This is a genomic window from Synergistaceae bacterium DZ-S4, assembly GCA_025943965.1.
Taxonomy (GTDB): Bacteria; Synergistota; Synergistia; order Synergistales; family Synergistaceae; genus Caenicola; species Caenicola nitritireducens.
In genome coordinates this window covers 116,396-134,840 of record JAPCWD010000006.1, presented here as the reverse complement: position 1 = coordinate 134,840, position 18,445 = coordinate 116,396, and the positions used below count along the sequence as shown (strand labels likewise).

The 18,445-nt window shown below is 51.0% G+C and carries 16 protein-coding genes, 2 tRNA genes and 1 riboswitch; of the genes, 12 read left to right on the top strand and 6 right to left on the bottom strand.

What is annotated here, in order from left to right; translation table 11 throughout:
* From OLM33_05565 to OLM33_05550, 4 genes are all read right to left on the bottom strand, one after another.
* The coding region (locus tag OLM33_05565) for a VCBS domain-containing protein (GenBank protein MCW1713138.1) at positions 1-2,858 on the bottom strand (2,858 nt) is incomplete at its 3' end.
* 52 nt (positions 2,859-2,910) lie between these two features.
* Positions 2,911-4,329: an HlyD family type I secretion periplasmic adaptor subunit gene (locus OLM33_05560; GenBank protein ID MCW1713137.1), complete on the bottom strand. Its 1,419-nt coding sequence runs from the start codon at positions 4,327-4,329 to the stop codon at positions 2,911-2,913.
* Positions 4,329-6,533, bottom strand: a complete 2,205-nt coding sequence (locus tag OLM33_05555) for a type I secretion system permease/ATPase (protein MCW1713136.1) — start codon at positions 6,531-6,533, stop codon at positions 4,329-4,331. The genes OLM33_05560 and OLM33_05555 overlap by 1 nt, the downstream gene beginning before the upstream one ends.
* Positions 6,534-6,553: 20 nt before the next feature.
* Positions 6,554-7,882, bottom strand: a complete 1,329-nt coding sequence (locus tag OLM33_05550; protein MCW1713135.1) for a TolC family outer membrane protein — start codon at positions 7,880-7,882, stop codon at positions 6,554-6,556.
* 525 nt (positions 7,883-8,407) lie between these two features.
* Between OLM33_05550 and OLM33_05545 the strand changes: the two genes are divergently transcribed.
* Positions 8,408-8,530, top strand: a complete 123-nt coding sequence (locus OLM33_05545; GenBank protein ID MCW1713134.1) for a hypothetical protein — start codon at positions 8,408-8,410, stop codon at positions 8,528-8,530.
* A gap of 167 nt (positions 8,531-8,697) precedes the next feature.
* Here the strand turns inward: OLM33_05545 and OLM33_05540 are convergent.
* A tRNA-Thr gene (locus OLM33_05540) sits at positions 8,698-8,773 on the bottom strand.
* A gap of 37 nt (positions 8,774-8,810) precedes the next feature.
* Positions 8,811-8,896: transfer RNA gene (locus tag OLM33_05535), tRNA-Tyr, on the bottom strand.
* 182 nt (positions 8,897-9,078) lie between these two features.
* Here OLM33_05535 and OLM33_05530 point away from each other — a divergent pair.
* From OLM33_05530 to OLM33_05480, 11 genes are all read left to right on the top strand, one after another.
* Positions 9,079-10,329, top strand: coding sequence for an ISNCY family transposase (locus OLM33_05530; protein MCW1713133.1), 1,251 nt, complete (start codon positions 9,079-9,081; stop codon positions 10,327-10,329).
* Between the two features lie 262 nt (positions 10,330-10,591).
* Positions 10,592-10,701: riboswitch (cobalamin riboswitch) on the top strand.
* Between the two features lie 90 nt (positions 10,702-10,791).
* Positions 10,792-11,691, top strand: coding sequence for a helical backbone metal receptor (locus OLM33_05525; protein MCW1713132.1), 900 nt, complete (start codon positions 10,792-10,794; stop codon positions 11,689-11,691).
* Positions 11,688-12,482, top strand: a complete 795-nt coding sequence (locus OLM33_05520; GenBank protein ID MCW1713131.1) for an ABC transporter ATP-binding protein — start codon at positions 11,688-11,690, stop codon at positions 12,480-12,482. The genes OLM33_05525 and OLM33_05520 overlap by 4 nt, the downstream gene beginning before the upstream one ends.
* Positions 12,479-13,459 carry an iron ABC transporter permease gene (locus tag OLM33_05515; GenBank protein MCW1713130.1) on the top strand — a complete coding sequence of 327 codons (981 nt, stop codon included), beginning with the start codon at positions 12,479-12,481 and terminating at the stop codon, positions 13,457-13,459. The genes OLM33_05520 and OLM33_05515 overlap by 4 nt, the downstream gene beginning before the upstream one ends.
* Positions 13,460-13,489: 30 nt before the next feature.
* A complete protein-coding gene (locus tag OLM33_05510) occupies positions 13,490-14,116 on the top strand; it encodes a MotA/TolQ/ExbB proton channel family protein (GenBank protein MCW1713129.1) in 627 nt (208 codons plus the stop codon).
* Positions 14,103-14,486 carry a biopolymer transporter ExbD gene (locus tag OLM33_05505; protein MCW1713128.1) on the top strand — a complete coding sequence of 128 codons (384 nt, stop codon included), beginning with the start codon at positions 14,103-14,105 and terminating at the stop codon, positions 14,484-14,486. The genes OLM33_05510 and OLM33_05505 overlap by 14 nt, the downstream gene beginning before the upstream one ends.
* Positions 14,487-14,488: 2 nt before the next feature.
* Complete coding sequence (locus OLM33_05500; GenBank protein MCW1713127.1) at positions 14,489-15,169, top strand: TonB family protein; 681 nt, start codon at positions 14,489-14,491, stop codon at positions 15,167-15,169.
* Positions 15,170-15,572: 403 nt separating this feature from the next.
* Positions 15,573-15,998, top strand: a complete 426-nt coding sequence (locus tag OLM33_05495; protein ID MCW1713126.1) for a transcriptional repressor — start codon at positions 15,573-15,575, stop codon at positions 15,996-15,998.
* On the top strand, positions 15,988-16,926 hold the full coding sequence (locus OLM33_05490; protein MCW1713125.1) for a zinc ABC transporter substrate-binding protein: 939 nt from the start codon (positions 15,988-15,990) through the stop codon (positions 16,924-16,926). Before OLM33_05495 ends, OLM33_05490 begins: the two co-directional genes overlap by 11 nt.
* Positions 16,923-17,639, top strand: a complete 717-nt coding sequence (locus OLM33_05485) for a metal ABC transporter ATP-binding protein (protein ID MCW1713124.1) — start codon at positions 16,923-16,925, stop codon at positions 17,637-17,639. The genes OLM33_05490 and OLM33_05485 overlap by 4 nt, the downstream gene beginning before the upstream one ends.
* Positions 17,620-18,441 carry a metal ABC transporter permease gene (locus OLM33_05480; protein MCW1713123.1) on the top strand — a complete coding sequence of 274 codons (822 nt, stop codon included), beginning with the start codon at positions 17,620-17,622 and terminating at the stop codon, positions 18,439-18,441. The genes OLM33_05485 and OLM33_05480 overlap by 20 nt, the downstream gene beginning before the upstream one ends.
* Positions 18,442-18,445: the final 4 nt, after the last annotated feature.

Here is an 18,445-nt window from a genome sequence, read left to right as displayed (position 1 = left end):
GTTCCGCCAAAGGTATTTGATACGGTTACGTTACTTACCTTGGTTGCAGCGACAGTATCTAGGGTATCAACATCAAAAACAGACAGAGTTCCTGAAGTGGAAAGCCCTGCATTAGTTTCAGTTAAAGTTTCTGCGTCGCTGTCTGTACCCTTTACGTGTATCTCAGGTGCGTCATTTGTTCCCTCTACTGTAATGGTTAAGGTAGTGGTTGCAGTGCCTCCTTTTGAGTCCGTGATCGTATATGTAAAGGTATCCGTAACCTTTTGGTCTTTCGCCAAAGCCTGAACCTCATCTTTGGTGTTATCAAGGGTGTAGGTGTATTCCCCGTTAGCGTCAATGACGACAGATCCATAAGTTCCGACAACGGAAGTTGCAACATTGCCTGTGGCAGAAGTATGGGTTCCCTCTTTTACACCGGTTACCGTAAAGGTATCGCCATGGTCAATGTCGCTGTCGTTTATCAGAACATTGCCTGTAGCGCTCAGTACATCTTCCTCTTTTACGTCGTCCACGTCCGCAACTGCAACGGGCAAGTCATTTGTACCGGTAATGGTAATTGTTACGTTATGTTCAGTCCAGGCTCCGTTATTATCCGTAGCTCTTACCGTATAAGTAATAACTAAGCTTTCTCCCAAGGGAATTTCGTCAAACGGCTCAGAGCCTGAGTTAAATGTCCAACCTATCCCCTGATCGCTCCACTGTTCTGTTGTGCTGCTGTCTCCGCCGCTTACAGTGAACATAGCTAAAAGCTCTGCTTCTGTAGGCATGGTTCCGCCAAAGGTATTTGATACGGTTACGTTACTTACCTTGGTTGCAGCGACAGTATCTAGGGTATCAACATCAAAAACAGACAGAGTTCCTGAAGTGGAAAGCCCTGCATTAGTTTCAGTTAAAGATTCTGCGTCACTGTCGGTACCTTTCACGTGGATCTCAGGAGCGTCATTCGTTCCCGTAATCGTCACAGTCACCGTAACAGTATCTGTTCCGCCCTTGCCGTCATCGACAGTTACGTCATATTTCTGTGTGACCGTTTGACCCTCTGCAAGTGAATCCAGAATGGAGTCGTTTACTTTAAACTCCCAGCCAATGCTTCCCGTTACTCCGCCCGTAGGTTGAGTTGCCACAACAGGGGTGAATGTCCCAATATACCCGCCGCCTTGTTCTGTGTGGGAAACCGTCACTGAATCGCTCAAATCCAAATCGGTAACATCGAAGGAGCCGGTGACAGTATGGTCATCTGTATTTTCTCCCAGTGCCTTATCGGCTATCTCACTTGCTGAACCCGTGAAAGCGCCGCTCCCTATGAGCGGGGCATCATTTGTACCGACTATGGTAATTGTCACATCCTGTGTGACAGTCCCGCCCTTTCCGTCATCCACCTGGACCGTGTATGTGAGAATCAGGGTTTCACCTGTGGCCAGCTTATCAAAAGTATGGGTCCCCGAAGCAAAGTTCCACGAAATTCCATGGTCCTTTCCCTGTTCAGTTGAGGTAAGGCCTCCGCTTGCGGTGAACATTGCCTTTAATTCGGCATCTGTGGGAAGCGATCCCGTATAAGTGCCGCTTTTTGTGAGGCTGTCCACAACAGAGACGGTAACTGTGTTGGAAGTGTCTACATCGTATAGTGTAAGAGTTCCATTTGTGGTTAAAGCTGCATCGGTCTCATATATGGTTTTGGCGTCGTCGTCACCTGCTATTACACTGATCTTCGGCGCGTCATTTGTTCCGGTAATGGTTATGGTGACGGTCGCCGTCTCCTTGTTTCCGCCGGCGGTGGTTACAGTGTATGTAAAGGTATCTGTAGCTGTTTCACCATCAGCCAGAGACTGGAAGTAGTCACCGGGGGTATATATGACATTTCCATATTTATCAAAAGTGACAGTTCCGTTTTTCCCCTGTGTCACGGAAGTTAAAATGGCGTTCGGTCCGAAGGTGTCATTGTCCATTACGTTTAACGTAACTGGAGTATCTTCATCAGTTGTATCCGCATCATTAAATGCGTCCTGAACGGGCTTTACCGTGACTGTTACCGTGGATTCGGTGATGCCTCCATAGCCGTCTGATACCTTATAGGTTATTGTGTCGGAGCCGTGATAGTCTTCGTTCGGCGTGTAGGTCACGGTCCCGTCCGGGTTTATTGTGACCGTCCCGTGAAGGGCTGTCGCGGAGATAACGGACATAAGGTGGGTGTCCGGATCGGAGGCGTTTTTTAAAAGGTCCAGTATAAGAGCTGTATCCTCATTGGTCACGGTCTCATCCGAAACAACTGCCGGCGGACGGTTGACCCACCCGCTTTCGGGCATCCAGATCCCGCCTGAATAAGGGTCCTCTATTTCGGAACGGGGAATATTGTCTCCGCTGTCGGGATAATCGTAGTTGAAACCGACGCGAGGGATCTTAGTGGCTCTCGTATCAAAGGAAAAGAGCTCATTTGCGTCCCGCGAAAAATTAAACCGGTCATTATAGTCGAGGCTGATCCTTTCGAGACGAACGTGTGAGTGCCCGTCCCTTATGACCCCTTCCTCCGACTCTCTTATCTCGGAATCTTCTTCTTTGGCAGCTCCCGGTCTCTTCTCATTCGGAGTATCTCCGGTATGGCCGCCGAGGGCAGAGGAGGGCAGGGCGGCACCGGTAATTTCCTCTGTGCCTCCGTCATTTTTCAGGAGCACAGTTGAACCTTCCGCGAGCTCTATCGGAACGCCTGAAGCGGTGCGAAGTTCAACGGTGCCGGATTTTATGATTATAATGTCCCCCTCTGTCAGGATGTCCCCCGCCCTGACAGGGATCATAGTGTTGTCCGCGGCTTGTCTGAAAGCCTCCCCGCTGACTTTTATAACGGCAAAATTTTTATTTTCCATTATTTTTATCCTCCGTAAATGAAGAAGTTGTTTTTAATATAATGTATGACGATCAATGCTCTCTCAACGCCTTTTCTTTCGCTCTGAAAAGAGGCTTAAGAATGTACGAGAGCACCGTTTTTTTTCCAATTATGATGTCCACCTGCGCCACCATGCCGGGCAGGATCGGACGGCCTTCACCAAAGCTTGTCTCATGTGTTTTTATTCTAACCGTGTAAAACGTATTGCCCCTCTCGTCCACGATCGTGTCGGGGCTGATGTATTCGACCAGGCCGTCAAGCCCTCCGTATATCGCATATTCGTATGCTGTGAACTTGACTACGACGTGCTGTTCCGGCTTGACAAAGGCCCTGTCGTTGGGCGAAAGTTTTGCCTCTATAACAAGCTCGTCTTCGTCCGAGACCACCTCGGCTATAGCTCCGCCCGGCATCACAACGGCTCCGACTGTGTTAACAAATAGACGTTTGACGGTCCCGTTTGCCGGTGACCTGACCTCGGAGTGCGAGACCCTGTCCTCCAGCGCCTTGTTTCCCTCCGTAAGGCTCTCAAGTTCGGCGAGCGTTGCAGAGAGCTCGTTTCTCCAGCTGTTTTTGTATCTCAGGCCGATTTCCGTGATCTGTCCCTCCGCCTCAAAAATAGACGATCTGACTCTTGAGATCTGTGCCTTAGCTTGGTCCCTGTCTCCCTGCGCCCTTGCCACCTCTTTTTCAAGCCTTGTGACCTCGAGCGGCGAGACCGCCCCCGATTCAAGCAGGGATTTGGTGGCCCTGAGCTCGTCCTGCGCGAGTTCGTATGCTGTAGAAAGCTGCGCCAGCCTGGATGTAGATTCGACCAGCTCCTGACGTCTCTGGGCGACCCTGTCCCTTCCGACGGAAAGGGTGGATCTCAATTCTTCCAGGCTTGTCCGGTAGAGCCGCTGTTCGTGTTCGACAATATTGGGGACTGCTTCTGCCACATGCTCGGGGGGCTGAAAATCATGTTCTTTGGTCAGAGCTTCCAGCCTCGCCGCCTTGGCGGTCAGAGCCATGATATTGGCCTTTCTCTCCCCAAATGAGGAGGTGAACCTTGTCGGATCTATTTTTACAATTACAGCGTCTTTTTCAACGAAGTCAGATTCTTTTACAAGAATTTCCTGAACCATGCCGCCATCTACAGACTGGATCAGCTGCGTGCCGGAGGTCGGTGTGACTTTCCCCGAGCCGTGGACCACATCGTCCAAAGGGGAGAATGCCGCCCAGAGCAGCAGGAGCAAAAGTGCGGCGAAGAGGCTGTATATGATGATCCTGCTGTTTATAGGCTTTTGTTCCTCCATAGCCCACTCAGCGTCGGCCTCCCAGTTGTACGGACTGTCACTCTTCTCGGAGAAGAGCCTGCTGAATATCCCGCACGTAATTTTATCTCCGGCTCGCTCAGCCGCGGATATGATCCGTCCGGTTCGCTCAAATTCCTTTTCGCTGAAGGGGCCCGCCATCAGGCTGTCCTCCTGATCTGTCCGTGCTGCAGGGCGTTCAGTACCTTTTCCTTCGGGCCGTCCGCCAGAATTTTTCCCCTGTCCATGACGATGATCCTGTCCACCAGGCTAAGCAGCGGAGTGCGGTGGGTGGTCAATATCACGGTCTTGTTTTTTGTAACGGCCATGAGGTTGTTTTTTATATGCTCCTCTATTACGTGGTCCATGGACGCAGTCGGTTCGTCAAGTATAAGTATCGGCGGATCTTTGATCACTGCCCTGGCTATTGCAACGGCTTGTCTCTGCCCGCTGGAGAGGAAGCTGCCCCTCTCGCCTATGGGCATATCGAAACCTTTGGGGTGGGTGTTGGCAAACATCTCGACTCCGCTGATCTTTGAAGCGATAAGTATCTCCCTGTCAGTTACCGAGTGGGTACCGAAGATCAGATTGTCTTTCAGGTTGCCGTAAAAGAGCATTACGTCCTGCGGGACGACGCCGATGTTTTTTCTCAGCTCGGAGGGATCGATTTGCCTTATATCCTTGCCGTCTATCAGGATGCTTCCCTCCTGTGGCTTGAAAAGGCCGAGCACAAGCTTGTTGACGGTGGTTTTACCCGAGCCTATGGGACCGAGGAGCGCGATCTTTTCCCCCGCATTGACCGCGAATGAAACTTCCGAAAGGGCGGGGCTTTCCTGCCCGGGATAGGTGAAAGTGACCCCTCTAAACTGTATGGAGCCGCGGATCTCGGGTGTGCTGATAAAAACTGAATCGGCGGGGCGTTCCGTCTCCTTTTGCATGATATCGTCCAGTGCATTCAGCGATCTCGATGCAGAATGGTACTGCATCAGGAGCGCCGCGACCCTGCCGATCGGAGCTATTGCCCTCGATGAAAGCATATAGGTTGCGATAAGGCTGCCCATGCTGATGCTGTTGTTCATTATCAGGTAGACCCCAATTATCATAGTTGCTATTGATGCCGTTATCTGAATCCACTGTACCGAGCTGACCACGGAGGATGAGAGCAGTCTCAGCTTGATGTTTGTGTTTTCTAAAAAGGCCACGGTCTTTTCCCATCTTGTCTGGATGTGCCCCTCCGCTCCGAGAGATTTGACAGTCTCCATGGCCACGAGGCTTTCAATGAGCGTAGCGTTTTTTAAGGAGCTCGCCCTGTTTGTAGTCTCGGAGAGCTCGCGCATCTGTCCCTGCACAAGCACGGCATGCAGGAGTATCAGGGCGGAGGCGATCAGCAGCGGAACGACCAGAGTCCAGGATATCAGGGCTATGACAACGAAGAACAAAATGGCAAAGGGAAGATCGACGTACGCGAGCACCGTCGCCGATGATATAAAAGAACGGACGCTGTCGAAGCCCTGGATGCTGCTGGCGAAAGAGCCGACAGAGGGAGATCTCTCCTCGTTTCTCATGTCCAGCACATGTTCCATCATTTCGCCGGAGAGCTTCACGTTTGTTTTTACTGCGGCGAGGTCGACAAGATATCCCCTAGTCACGTGTATCACAAAATCCGCGGTTATCATAACGAACACGCCTATAGCCATCACCCACAGAGATTCGACGGCTTTGTTGGGGACGACCCTGTTGTAGACGTTCATCACGAAAAGCGGCATTGCAAAGGCTATGAAGTTGCTCAAAACGGAGGCCACGATTATATCCCGGTACAGGTAGCGGTGTTCCGATATAACGCTCCAGAACCAGTGCTCCCTCTCCAGCTTTTTGGTCCGGACCGCCCTGTCGTCGAACTTAAAGAGAGGGCGCACGTATATGACAAAGCCTGTGTAGGTTTCGTTAAGCTGTTCAAGATCTATCAGCGTCTCGTCCGATCCGACTTCAGGAAAGGCGACTCGCGCCGTTCCGGCTTTTTTGTCGATAGATAGGACAACACAGCTGTTATTCTCAGCGAGGATCAGGACTGCGGGAAGCAAAACAGGATTAAGCCTGTCGATGGGGGATAGTACCACCCGGCTTAAAAGTCCTGCTCTCTCCGCGGCCCTCGCAAAGAGCGAGGGGGTAAGCGCGCCGTTTTCCAGGGGCAGCCCTGCCAGCAATGCCTCAATCGTGGCATGTATGCCATGGAAGGTCAAAAGGACAGAGAGCGAGGCAGCTAACGGGCCGCCCCGCATGGTATCCACCCTTACGGCTCTCTGCTTTTCCGTGACAGGGGCAGATCCATTTTCATTATGGACTTTTGTGTCGGCGCAGTCCTGCATAAGTCCTCCGAGTCACCGTGTCAGATAACCTTGTCTTTGGTGATCTCCAGGCTGATTTCCTGAGGTGACGGCAGACTCTCTCCGAAGATATCAAAGTATTTCAGAAGCTGTCCTGAGGCTGCAAGGTATCTGGCCTTGGCTATGGTCAGATTGGACTCCGCGTTTGCATAGGCCCTGTTCGCCTGAAAATATTCATTCTCAGCGTCCAGCAGGTCCAGAAGACTTCTTCTTCCGGCCTCAAACTGTTTGCCGTATGCAGCTCTTGTGTAATCTGCATACTTTCTGTGCTGGTCAAGGCTGTTAAGCTGTTCGCTCAGGGTCCGAATGTCGTTGAAAGAGACGAGCGCGATCTGTATTACATCACGTTCGGCTCTGTTTTTGTTTTCCTCAGATTCTTTGAGCAATTCTTCGTGCCTTTCGATATCGGCCTTGTCAGAGCCGCCGTTATAAAGGTTGTATCTGAATATCAGCTCAACGACTCCTTTGTCTCTGCGCCCCTCCACGCCGTCGACGTCATTTTCGAAATTGCTGCTTGCCCTGAAGAGGAGGCTCGGGCACATCTTGGATTTCTGTTCGTAGACGGCATAGGACATGGATCTGACCTGTTCTTTGTGTGAAGAGATCTGAGGGTTGTCGGCCAGTATCTTCTCCATTGAAGGGTCGATCTCCTGCGGCAGCTCGAAATCGATGGAGCTCTTAACCAATTCTTCCTCCGGTGTCTCGCCCACGATCCTTACGTACTGGGTCGTAGTGTCGTGCAGGTTGGACTCTTCGGTCATTAGATTTACGCGCGCAAGGGCAAGGCGTCCTCGGGCCGTTTCAAGGTTGACCTGGCTGTCGACCCCTGCCGTTGTCCTCTCCTGAACTTTGTTCTTGATCTCTTCGTGCCTTGCTAAATTTTCGCTGGCCATATCCACAAGGATCCTGTACCTTATCATGTCCTCGTGGCTCCTCAGCGCTGAGAGAGCGATCTGTTCCATTGATGAAATAAGGTCGAAGTAACGCATTTTTTGAGCGTGGCTGAATTTTTTTACTTTACTTGAGGTATAGTTCCCGTCAAAGATCATCTGGGTAAGGCTTAAGGTCACGCCGTCGCTAGTATAGTTCTGGAAATCGCGCCCCTCATAGCCCCTGCCGTCAAGATTTTCACGGCCGATGCCCGCCGTCAGGTCCAACCTTGGCCTGAATCCTCCCCTCGCCGAGTCGAATTCTCTTTCTGAAGCCCTTAGAGAGTGCCACTTTGCCCGTATCTCCGGGTTTGTAGAGAGGGCTCTAAGCAGCGAATCGGCCGCTGAGACCTCACTCGCCCCTGCCTGTACGCATCCCATAACCAGCAAAAGAAGAGACAAAAAAAGATATTGACATAAAGGAAGTTTAAGATTCTTTTTCAATAATATACGCACTTTGATATACCTCCTAAACCTTTCTGCATGGACAGGTCCATTAACTTAAAATTTGTTTTGAAATTATCTATAATTTTTAATTGAATTATATTGACAAAGAACAACATTTACATTGCATTCTAGACCTCAAAATCAGAGTTGGTTTTGATTGTTAAGCGCCTAAAACAAGCCATGAAACATCAAAACACAACCCGCCCATGATAAATGGTACATACAGGCGTGTCAATACGTATTTATAACAATTATTATTTATCCGACCAACCGGACATCGCATGAAGTTAACGACAAGCTTGAAACTAATCCCTACTTTGCACCAGCCGATAATTTCCGGTCAATTTGCAATGTAATGACATTTACATGGGTATATTACCACAAAGATCAGGATGTGTGTTCCATTGGCGGAGCGATGGTAAGGGCGGGCAAGCCATAGGCAGTTGGCGGGCGGTTGGCAAACATTGGAGGTAGGCAAGCGTGTGCAGTCGTGATAGGCTGGTGAAGTACGGGGAAGTGCGGCATGGTGATGCCGCGCGAAGTGGCGATTTCATCGCCGCGAAGCAGTCGGAAAGCGGTTATGAAGAACCAAGGACCAACTGATTTCCAATCGATTCCCTGCTGACTCCCGCCGGATTGGATGTTTTTTCGGCAGATATCTGCGTCATCATCCCCGTACGCCTTTCTCATTTCCGTCATCCCCGTACGCCTTTCCCCTTGTCGGCATAAAAATTCCCGAGGTCTTAAACCTCGGGAACCGTTGCTATCAGTGGAGCCGCCTCCCGGACTCGGACCGGGGACCCCATCCTTACCATGGATGTGCTCTACCTGCTGAGCTAAGGCGGCAACCAATAATGCGGTAAGGGCATTTTGGGCAAAAGAATGGTGGTAGGAGCTGGATTTGAACCAGCGTAGGCTCTCGCCGACAGATTTACAGTCTGTTGCCTTTGACCACTCGGCCATCCTACCACTAACAGCGAACCGCTTAACGATGCGGTATTCACGGAAAGACATTCTACCTTATATACACGGTTTGTCAAGACAGCTGTATTTAACTGTATTTAACTTATGATAATTTCACCCTGTAATTTATCACATGAAAATTTCACCCCCCCTGACTTGGGAGGACAAGATTGTGGTAACTTGGAGTGATGATGTACACAATGACAGATAAGGAGATCCGCAGGCACCACGTTATCAATTGCGCTATTGAGGGGAAAAATACTGTTAAAGATGCGGCAAAGTTACTTAATCTTTCAGAGCGACGCATCAAACAACTTAAGAAGGAGGTCAGGAAAGCAGGAGTCGAGGCTGTTATACACGGCAATAAACAACACAGGCCAATTCATAGTTTAAGTGCCGTAATCAAAGACAGGATCATCTCTTTAAAAACTTCTTATGCCTACGAACTATGTAATTTCGCCCATTTCCAAGAACTGCTGGAGGAAAACGAAGGCATTGTTATTTCCTACTCAGCTTTACACTCACTGCTTACAAAAGCCGGGATAAAAAGCCCCAAGAAACACAGAAAACATAAGAAGCACTTGCTCCGAGCGAGGAAGCCGGCTGAAGGAATGATGCTCCAGGCAGACGGAACACCGCATGACTGGTTTTGCAGCGGCAAAAAACAGTCTCTGCATGGGTTCATAGATGATGCCACAGGGACTATTACAGGGCTGTATATGTGTGAAGCCGAGTGTCTCTTTGGATATCTGGAAGTTACACGTCAGACGATCAAAAAACATGGAGTCCCATTGTCCCTTTACCCCGATAAGTACAGCGTATTCTTTCCTACACAAAAAAAAGAGTACTCTCTATCGATCGAAGATGAATTGGCAGGAATGGAAAAGGCTGTCACACAGTTCGGCCGCATAATGCGTGAGCTTGGCGTAGAGATGTTCCCGGCAAATACACCTCAGGCCAAAGGACGGATAGAGCGTCTTTGGGGAACACTCCAAAGCAGATTGGTCAGTGAATTCAGGATACGGGATATCCGGAATATTGAAGAGGCCAATAAATTTCTCCCGGGATATATAAAAAAATACAACGACCGTTTTGCCATCAAGCCTTCTTCTGATAAAAACGCTTTTCTGCCATTACCTGCAAAATTCAATCTGGACACACTTCTCTGCGTCAGGATACCAAGAGTTACCGATAATTCAGGAGTAATATCAATACACAACTGCCGTTTTGTAATAGCAGACAATAACGTGCCACCAAGGGCAAAAGTCACAATATTGCTCAGCAAAGAAAGTGGCATGAGGGCCGAATACAAGGGGAAATTATTTCCCGTCCGGTTGGTATTGCCACTGAAGTCTTCTTTGGAGCCTGAGGGGACATTGGCAAATGTGACGAAAAAACTCATGCAGGAGTATTTCTTTAAAAACGCAAAGGCTGCTTAAAAAAAGAGGGGGGTGAAATTTTCACAAGTTATTGACAGACAGCACTTGTCACTTGTTACTTGTCACTTGTCACTGCAAAAAGGCTCCTTTACCCGTTGCAGTACTGGATCTTAGGTGCGTTTCATTTTATCCGTCGGTGTAAAAAATATATCCGCACCGTCTGTTTTGCAACAATAAACGCCTCTTATGATAGAATATGCGCACGAGATGCCGAAAGGGAGGGCAATGATACAAACCCGCTCCTTCCGGTACACAAGAAAAAAACAAAATAGCAGCGTCTTTTGAGGGGGAATCCGGTGCAAGTCCGGAGCGGCCCCGCCACTGTTACCCGATCGGGAAGTCAGGCGACCTGAAAAAAGATGATGGATGTTATGCGCGGGCGTTGTTCATCCCCATTTGATCTTATTGAGGGAGCCCTGAGGCTCCCTGTTTTTTTGCAATAATGAGGAAAGAGGTATTCGATTGAAGAAGTCAAGACTGCTTTTGCCATTTATGATGCTTATGATGCTCTTGTCCTTCGGGTATGCGGAAGCATCCCCTAAGAGGATAATCTCCTTGACTCCTGTCGGAACCGAGATCCTCTTTGAGCTTGGCCAGGGAGACAACATCATAGGAGTGACGGATTTCTGTGATTATCCCGCCGAAGCTGCTAAAAAGCCGAAGATGGGCGATTTCGCAGCGGTCAACTTTGAGGCTGTCATGTCCATGAAGACCGACCTGCTCCTGCTCCAGGACATGCACATGCAGTTCACCCCTCAGCTGGACAAGCTCAGGATCCCCTATCTCGTAATGAAGCAGAACTCGATCGACGAGATCTGCGACTCCATCATCAGGCTTGGGAAGGTATGTTCAGCTCAGAGCAAGGCGGCGAAGCTCGTTTCAAATATACGTGCCGACGTTGATTTGGTCACCTCGAAAGTAAAGGGGCTCAAGCGGCCCAAGGTCATCCTCTGTGTTTCGAGAGAGCTCTCCGAATACCAGATAAACAGCTTTTATGTCGCCAGCAACAACAATTTCTACGGGGAGATGATCTCGCTTGCGGGAGGAGAGAATGCCGTCAGCGAGAAAAAAACGGCATATCCCCAGGTCTCCCTTGAAGGACTAATGAAGATCAATCCCAGCGTGATAATCGATCTTGTCGGAGACAAGACGTTTTACCATTCGAAGGATAATATCGATGTAAATACCATATTCAACGATAAATACCTCAGGAGCCAGTGGGAGAGAAGCGCCAAGGTCGAAGCCGTCAAAAAGGGCCGTATATATATTATGCAGGGCACCGTCTATCTCAGGCCGGGCGCAAGATCGGGAAAGATCCTCAAAGCATTCGCGAAGGCGATACACCCGGAGGTCAAGTGGTGAGCACTCAGAAGTTTCTTGACATAGAGGGGCTTTCGCTTGATCTTGGGGGTGTTCGGATACTTGAGGACATCTCCTTCTCGCTTGAAAAGGGGAGATATCTTGGCATCATAGGCCCAAATGGGGCGGGCAAGAGCTCACTGCTCAAATGCATCGGCAGGCTCCACAAGAACTTTACGGGCCGGGTCTCACTTGAAGGTGTTTCCCTCTCTTCAATGTCCGAACGAGCGCTTGCAAGAAGGATAGCATGGGTCCATCAGACCGGTTCCGACTCGCTCCCCTTCACTGTAAGGGAGTTTGCCCTTATGTCCCGTTATCCCTGGCAGAAGGCCATCGGAGGCGAGACCGTGGAGGACAGGTCGATCATCGACAGATCGCTGGAAACGGCCGATGTTGCCGACATCGCAGACAGGCAGCTGAACAGCCTGAGCGGAGGCGAGCGGCAGAAGGCCCTTATAGCGGCAGCACTGGCCCAGAGCACAGACATCCTCTTCCTCGATGAACCGACCAGCTTCCTCGATTACAGGCATCAGGTAGAGACGCTGGAACTCATAGAGCGGGTCAACAGGGAACAGGGAATGACTGTGCTTCTCGTGACGCATGACATCAACCTTGCCCTTCACGGTGCGGATGAGGTGCTGGCGATCAAAAAAGGCAGGATGGTGTGGAAGGGAGAAAGCTCTGAACTTCTTGAAGAGGGGCTCCTCCCGGAAATATTCGACACCGGCTTCAAGAGCTTCACTTCGGAGGGACAGATCATGCCCTATGTTGCTCCCGGGGGTCTTGTAAGATGAGGCGCCTTGCCCTGCCCTTCCTCTTCATATTTTCTCTTGCGGTCGTTGCCGTCGCGCCCTTTATAGGTATGCAGAATATCGGCATATCGGACCTCTTGGGAGGCGCGGATGAAAACATCATCCGGATAATGTGGGACCTGAGGGTGCCGCGCGTCCTTCTCGGATGGATAACGGGCTCCACCCTGGCGCTCTGCGGACTGATCTTCCAGGCCCTCTTCAGGAATCCTCTTGCCTCGCCTGATATGCTGGGCGTCTCGACGGGGGCCGCCTTCGGAGCGGTAGTCTACATCCGTACGGGCATAGTCTTCTCCCTCTTCGGAGCGGTATCGGGGCTCTCTCTGGCGGCATTCGCCGGCGCCCTTGCTGCGACCTTTGCAATATACGCGGCAGGCAACCTCAGGCGGGGCGGTATGTCGGAGGCTACACTGCTCCTTGCAGGAGTTGCAATGAGCTTCCTTTTCGGGAGCCTGAACATGATAATACAGTTCACGGGGGGCTACATTGACACATTCAGGATGATGAGATGGTCTATGGGAGGCATCCAGGCAGTCGGGTTCGGCCCCGTGCTGGCAACTCTGCCTGCCCTTGCCGTAATTTTTGCAGTCGCATTTGTAACGGCACCTGAGCTCAATCTCTTCGTCTGCGGAGAGGACATTGCGGCAAGCAGGGGCGTCTCGGTCGTCAGGTTAAGGAGGCTCCTTTTCTTCTCGGTTTCTATCGTGATAGGAATAAACGTCGCGACCTGCGGACCGATCGGATTTGTCGGGCTGCTGGGGCCGCACATTTGCAGGAAGTTCGTTGGGACGGACCACAGGAAGCTTGCTCTGGCATCGCTCTTCTTCGGCGGAGCCTTTCTGGTGCTCTGCGACACGGCGGCGCGCATCCTGTGGTCACCTGCCGAAGTTCCCGTGGGAGTCCTCACTTCGTTCATAGGATCGATATTCTTCCTCTGGCTGCTGGTCAGGGGAAGGCGGTAAGTTGCGGTAAAAAGAGAGGAGAGACAGCAGTTGCTTGAATACATGAGAGCAGGCGGAATATTGATGTGGCTGATAGCCGGCCTATCTGTAATTGCGTTTGCAGTAGTGGTCGAGAGGCTCTTATTTTTCAGAAGCGCATCCACCAACCCCGAGGCGCTGGAAGAAGAGTTCGGCAGGGCAGTTTCGGAAAATGACATTGACGCTGCCAGAAAGGTGGTCAGGTCCTCGCAGAGCTCCCTTCACAGGCTGTTTTTTGCGGCCTTCGCCCACTGGGGAGTCGGAAGGGAGGACATGAAACTACTGGTCGAACAGCAGGTCCGCCGTGAGGTCTACAGGTGGGAGAAGCACCTATTTATCCTGGAGATAATAGGAAAGACAGCTCCGCTCCTGGGGCTTCTCGGAACAGTGCTCGGGATGGTGGAGATGTTCCAGTCACTTCACCTCGGAGGTCAGATAAACGCTGCCACGGTAACCGGAGGGATATGGAAGGCGCTCTTTACCACAGTCGCCGGCCTGACGGTGGCGATACCGGTAATATTCGCTCACGGACTCCTCCTCTCCCGCATAGACAGCGAAGAAGAGACCCTCAACAGGGGAGCCGACTATCTGATCAGGGAACACTTCACAAGTCACGGTGGGGAAAGTGCGAAGGCGTAAATCGAGGCGCTTTGCCGACATAGATATTACGCCTCTTATAGACGTACTGTTTATGCTGATAATCTTTTTCGTCCTGACTGCGACATTCATTCAGGGCAAACTGGATATAGATCTGCCCTCGGGGAAGGGAGAAACACCTGATGTCAAAAGCACCCTGACCCTGACCGTGGAAAGGGACGGGACGATCTTCTGGGAGGGAGTCCGGATCTCAGAGGGGGAACTTCCCGAACTTGCCAGAGGTGCCCGCAATAGGGAGATACTGATAGCGGGGGATAAAAACGCCCCCTACGGCAGGATCGCGGAAGTGCTCTCGATACTCAGGAAAGAGGGCATAACATCTGCAGGCCTGCTGACGGAGTCGGGAAACTGAGGATGAGAGAAGCCGGAGGAAAGTCTTTCTGGGGGATAGCGCTGGCGTTGAGCTTAGCGGCACATGCAGCGTTTATGCTGTTTATACCCGATTTTGCCCCGAAAACTGAGATCCGGCCTATAATGAGAGTCCGCCTTGCAATGGCCGAAAAAAAGAGCACTCCAACTCCGGCCCCGGTCAAGAAAGAGGCTCCGTCCGAGAAAAAGGCTGTTATGAAAAAAGAGGCTGTCCCCAAAAAAGAACCTCAAAAAAAGGCGGAGCCTGCAAAGTCAGCAAAAACTCCGTCTGAAAAATCCCCTGTACAGGAAGTTCAGGCAAGGGCAGATACATCAGACAGTGTTGCGGGAACCCAAGTAAACGCAGGTATTAATGCAGCCCACACAGATCCCCCCCAAACGACACCTCCACAGGTACAGCCGGAAAGGGTAGTAGAAATAGATTCCCTTGAGGTCGTCAAAAAAGTCCTGCCGGATTACTCATCCTTCTCGAGAAAGCGCAAAGAAGAAGGAACTGTAAAAATAATAGTAACTGTGACTGAAGGCAGAGTAGTGAGCACAGAGGTCGAGAGTTCAAGCGGATACCTAAGGCTTGACGAAAGCGCCCTCCGCGCAGTAAAGCAGTGGCTCTTCAAGAACAGCGGAACAGTAAGGGTGAGAGTGCCTGTGGTGTTTAGGCTTAAATAGATGGCAAAAGCAGGACGCAGTCCTGCCGGCAAACGAAAGACTGGCAATGGGCAAGCCGTTGGCAAGCAGTTGCCAGAATTTGAAACTTTAGCCCTTTATCGTCGTTCCCGAATGTTTTCATCGGGAATCCAGTGTCCTTGGATTTCGACTATTGCCAGCTTTTTAGGACCTAAGCCTCAAGCCACTGGACTCCCGTTTAGGGCCGCCCGGGAGAGACGATCTTTAAGAATATTTGCTTCAGATTGAATTCTCCGCTTGACGTAGTCAAGCAAATTATCCGCGACGTTTTTTGTCGCAAATTCCCCGTGGCGTATGCGCCACAAATTCGCCCGCTCTCTACAATGTAGTGCTATAATCATCCCAATATGAAACTGATTCTCAGTTTTAGAATGGGGTAATGCTTATGTCTGCCGTGCGTTACAACACAAACCAGCGGAAACTTATCCTTGCGGTGATAGAGAGAAACAGAGGCAGGCATATTACTGCTGAGGAGGTGCACCTGGAACTTATCCGCGCAGGCAGCCCGGTCGGAAAGGCCACTGTTTACAGGCATTTTGAGAGGCTCGAGAAGGAGGGACTGCTGATCAGGTATGCTCCCGTTGAAGGGGCGGGCGCGTGCTGGGAATACGCGGGAGAACCCGGCGAGGTGCCTGCGCATTACCACATGAAGTGTGAATCATGCGGGAAACTCTTCTGCCTGGACTGCACATTTCTTGACACCATCTCAAACCACTTCAGCGAACACCACAAATTTGACCTGAACAGGTTCAGGACAGTCTTTTACGGCATATGTTCGGAATGCAGGGGGAAGGATAAGGATGAAAATTAGCAGATCCCTTATGCTGACGGCCCTTGCTCTATCGTCAGCGGTTTTGGCTTTTCTCTGCTCAGCATATCCTGCCCTTTGTGCGGAGAGAGAAAAGCTGAAGATAATCGCCACTATCTTCCCCCAGTATGATTTCACCAGGCAGATCGCGGGAAATAGGGCGGATGTGCAGCTTTTGCTTCCGCCGGGTGCAGAGAGCCACACTTACGAGCCATCGCCATCTGACATAATAAGGATAAGCAAGGCGGATATGTTCATTTATACGGGTCGTCAAATGGAGCATTGGGCAGATAGGGTCATCTCTTCCATAAAGGGAGGAAAGATCATAACGGTCGATGTCTCAAAGGGCATAAAGCTTATACGGCACGAAGATGAAGAGCATGAGGCAGAAAACGACCACCATCTCCTGGATCCTCATATATGGACTGACCCAAACAACGCCCTGGTGATGGCTGACAATATCCTCTCCGCGCTTTGCGCCGCAAGCCCCGAAGACGCGGCATACTTCAGGAAAAACGCAAAGAAATTCAAAGAAGAACTGAAAAAACTGGACAAGGGGTTCCGTGAGGCCGTCTCTTCTGGAAGCAGGAAGAAGATCGTCTTTGGCGGCAGGAACGCTTTCGTCTATTTTCTCCGTCGCTACGAATTAGAATCCATTTCCGTCACAGACTTCTGCTCGACACAGGCCGACCCCGGCGTGAAAAGGATCGCCGAGATCATCAGGACTGTGAGGAAGGAGAAGATTCCGGTCGTCTATTATGGGGAGATGGTGCCGCCAAAGACTGCAAAAACCATAAGCGAGGAGACAGGCACCCGCCTGCTCCCGCTGAATTCCTGCCACAACCTCTCGGCAGAGGATCTGAGAAAGGGAAAGACCTACCTTTCGATCATGAGGGAGAACCTTTCCAACATTAAAGAAGGGCTGAAATGAGTATCCTCAAAGCGGAAAAGATATCAGTCGAATATGAGGGTACTGCCGTCCTCAAAGACCTCTCCTTCCGCATCGAAAAAGGAGAGTTCCTTGCCGTCGTCGGGGAGAACGGTTCCGGCAAGAGTACCCTGATAAAGGCGATACTCGGACTTGTTGGCCTTTCATCGGGGTCGATAAGGCTTGATGGCGGCATCAAAAGTGGCGGCATAGGCTATCTTCCCCAACAGAGGGAGGTCCAAAAAGATTTCCCTGCCGCAGTGTATGAAGTGGTCCTATCCGGCTGCCTCGCTTCACGGAGGATCGTCACATTCTATTCGCCTGACGACAAGAGGCTCGCGCTGAGGAACATGGAACTCCTTGAAATAGCCGATCTGAGGAAGCGCTCATTCCGCGACCTCTCGGGAGGCCAGCAGCAGCGCGTACTTCTGGCGCGGGCGCTTTGCTCCGCAAAGGCGATGCTGATCCTGGATGAACCCACTGCGGGGCTTGATCCGTTGATCAGTTCCGAGTTCTACGGTCTGCTCGGAAGACTCAACAGGGAAAACGGAATGACCATAATAATGGTCTCTCATGACATCGAAGCAGCGAAGGAAAACGCAGGCAGGATACTCCACGTTGGGACAGGTCCATGCTTCTTCGGTTCTGTCAGGGAATATCTTAGGTCAGATACCGGAAAGAGGTTCTCGAACGGAAATGCCGGACATTCTGCGTGAGCTCTTCTCCTACGATTTCATACTGAGGGCGGTCGCGGTGGGCATAATGGTATCCCTCTGCGCTTCTCTCCTCGGAGTCAGCCTTGTCCTTAAGCGCTATTCGATGATCGGGGACGGCCTTGGACACGTGGCTTTCGGAGCCCTTTGCGTCGCTGTGGCTTTCAACATGGCTCCGCTCCTTGTCTCCGTCCCTGTCGTTGTGACGGCTGCAGCTCTACTGCTGAGGATCAGGGGCAATGTCAGGATCAAGGGAGATGCCGCCATTGCTGTCATATCCAGCTCCTCCCTCGCTGTAGGGATAATCGTGACATCCCTTACACAGGGGATGAATATTGACATCTACAACTACATGTTTGGCAGCATACTCGCGATGAGCGACCGGGACGTTTACCTCGGAATGGCCCTCTCCGCAGCTGTGCTCCTTCTCTTCGTCCTTCTTTACAATGTCATATTTGCAGTGACCTTCGACGAGGATTTCGCGAGGGCGGCAGGGGTCAACGTCAGTTTTTACAATACCCTCATAGCTATCCTCACAGCAGTCACCATAGTTGTTGGCATGCGGATAATGGGGTCCCTCCTCATATCCAGCCTTATCGTCTTCCCGTCGCTCACCGCGATGAGGCTCTTCTCGAGCTTCAGGGGCGTGGTGATCTGCTCGGGGATAGTCTCGACAATATGTTTCTTTCTTGGTATCGTCATCTCATATTCACTCGACATCCCTGTGGGAGCGAGCATAGTTGTACTGAACTTCGCTGCATTCACGCTCTTTTTTGCCGCGGGAAGCCTCAGAAAGTATTTTTAGACTG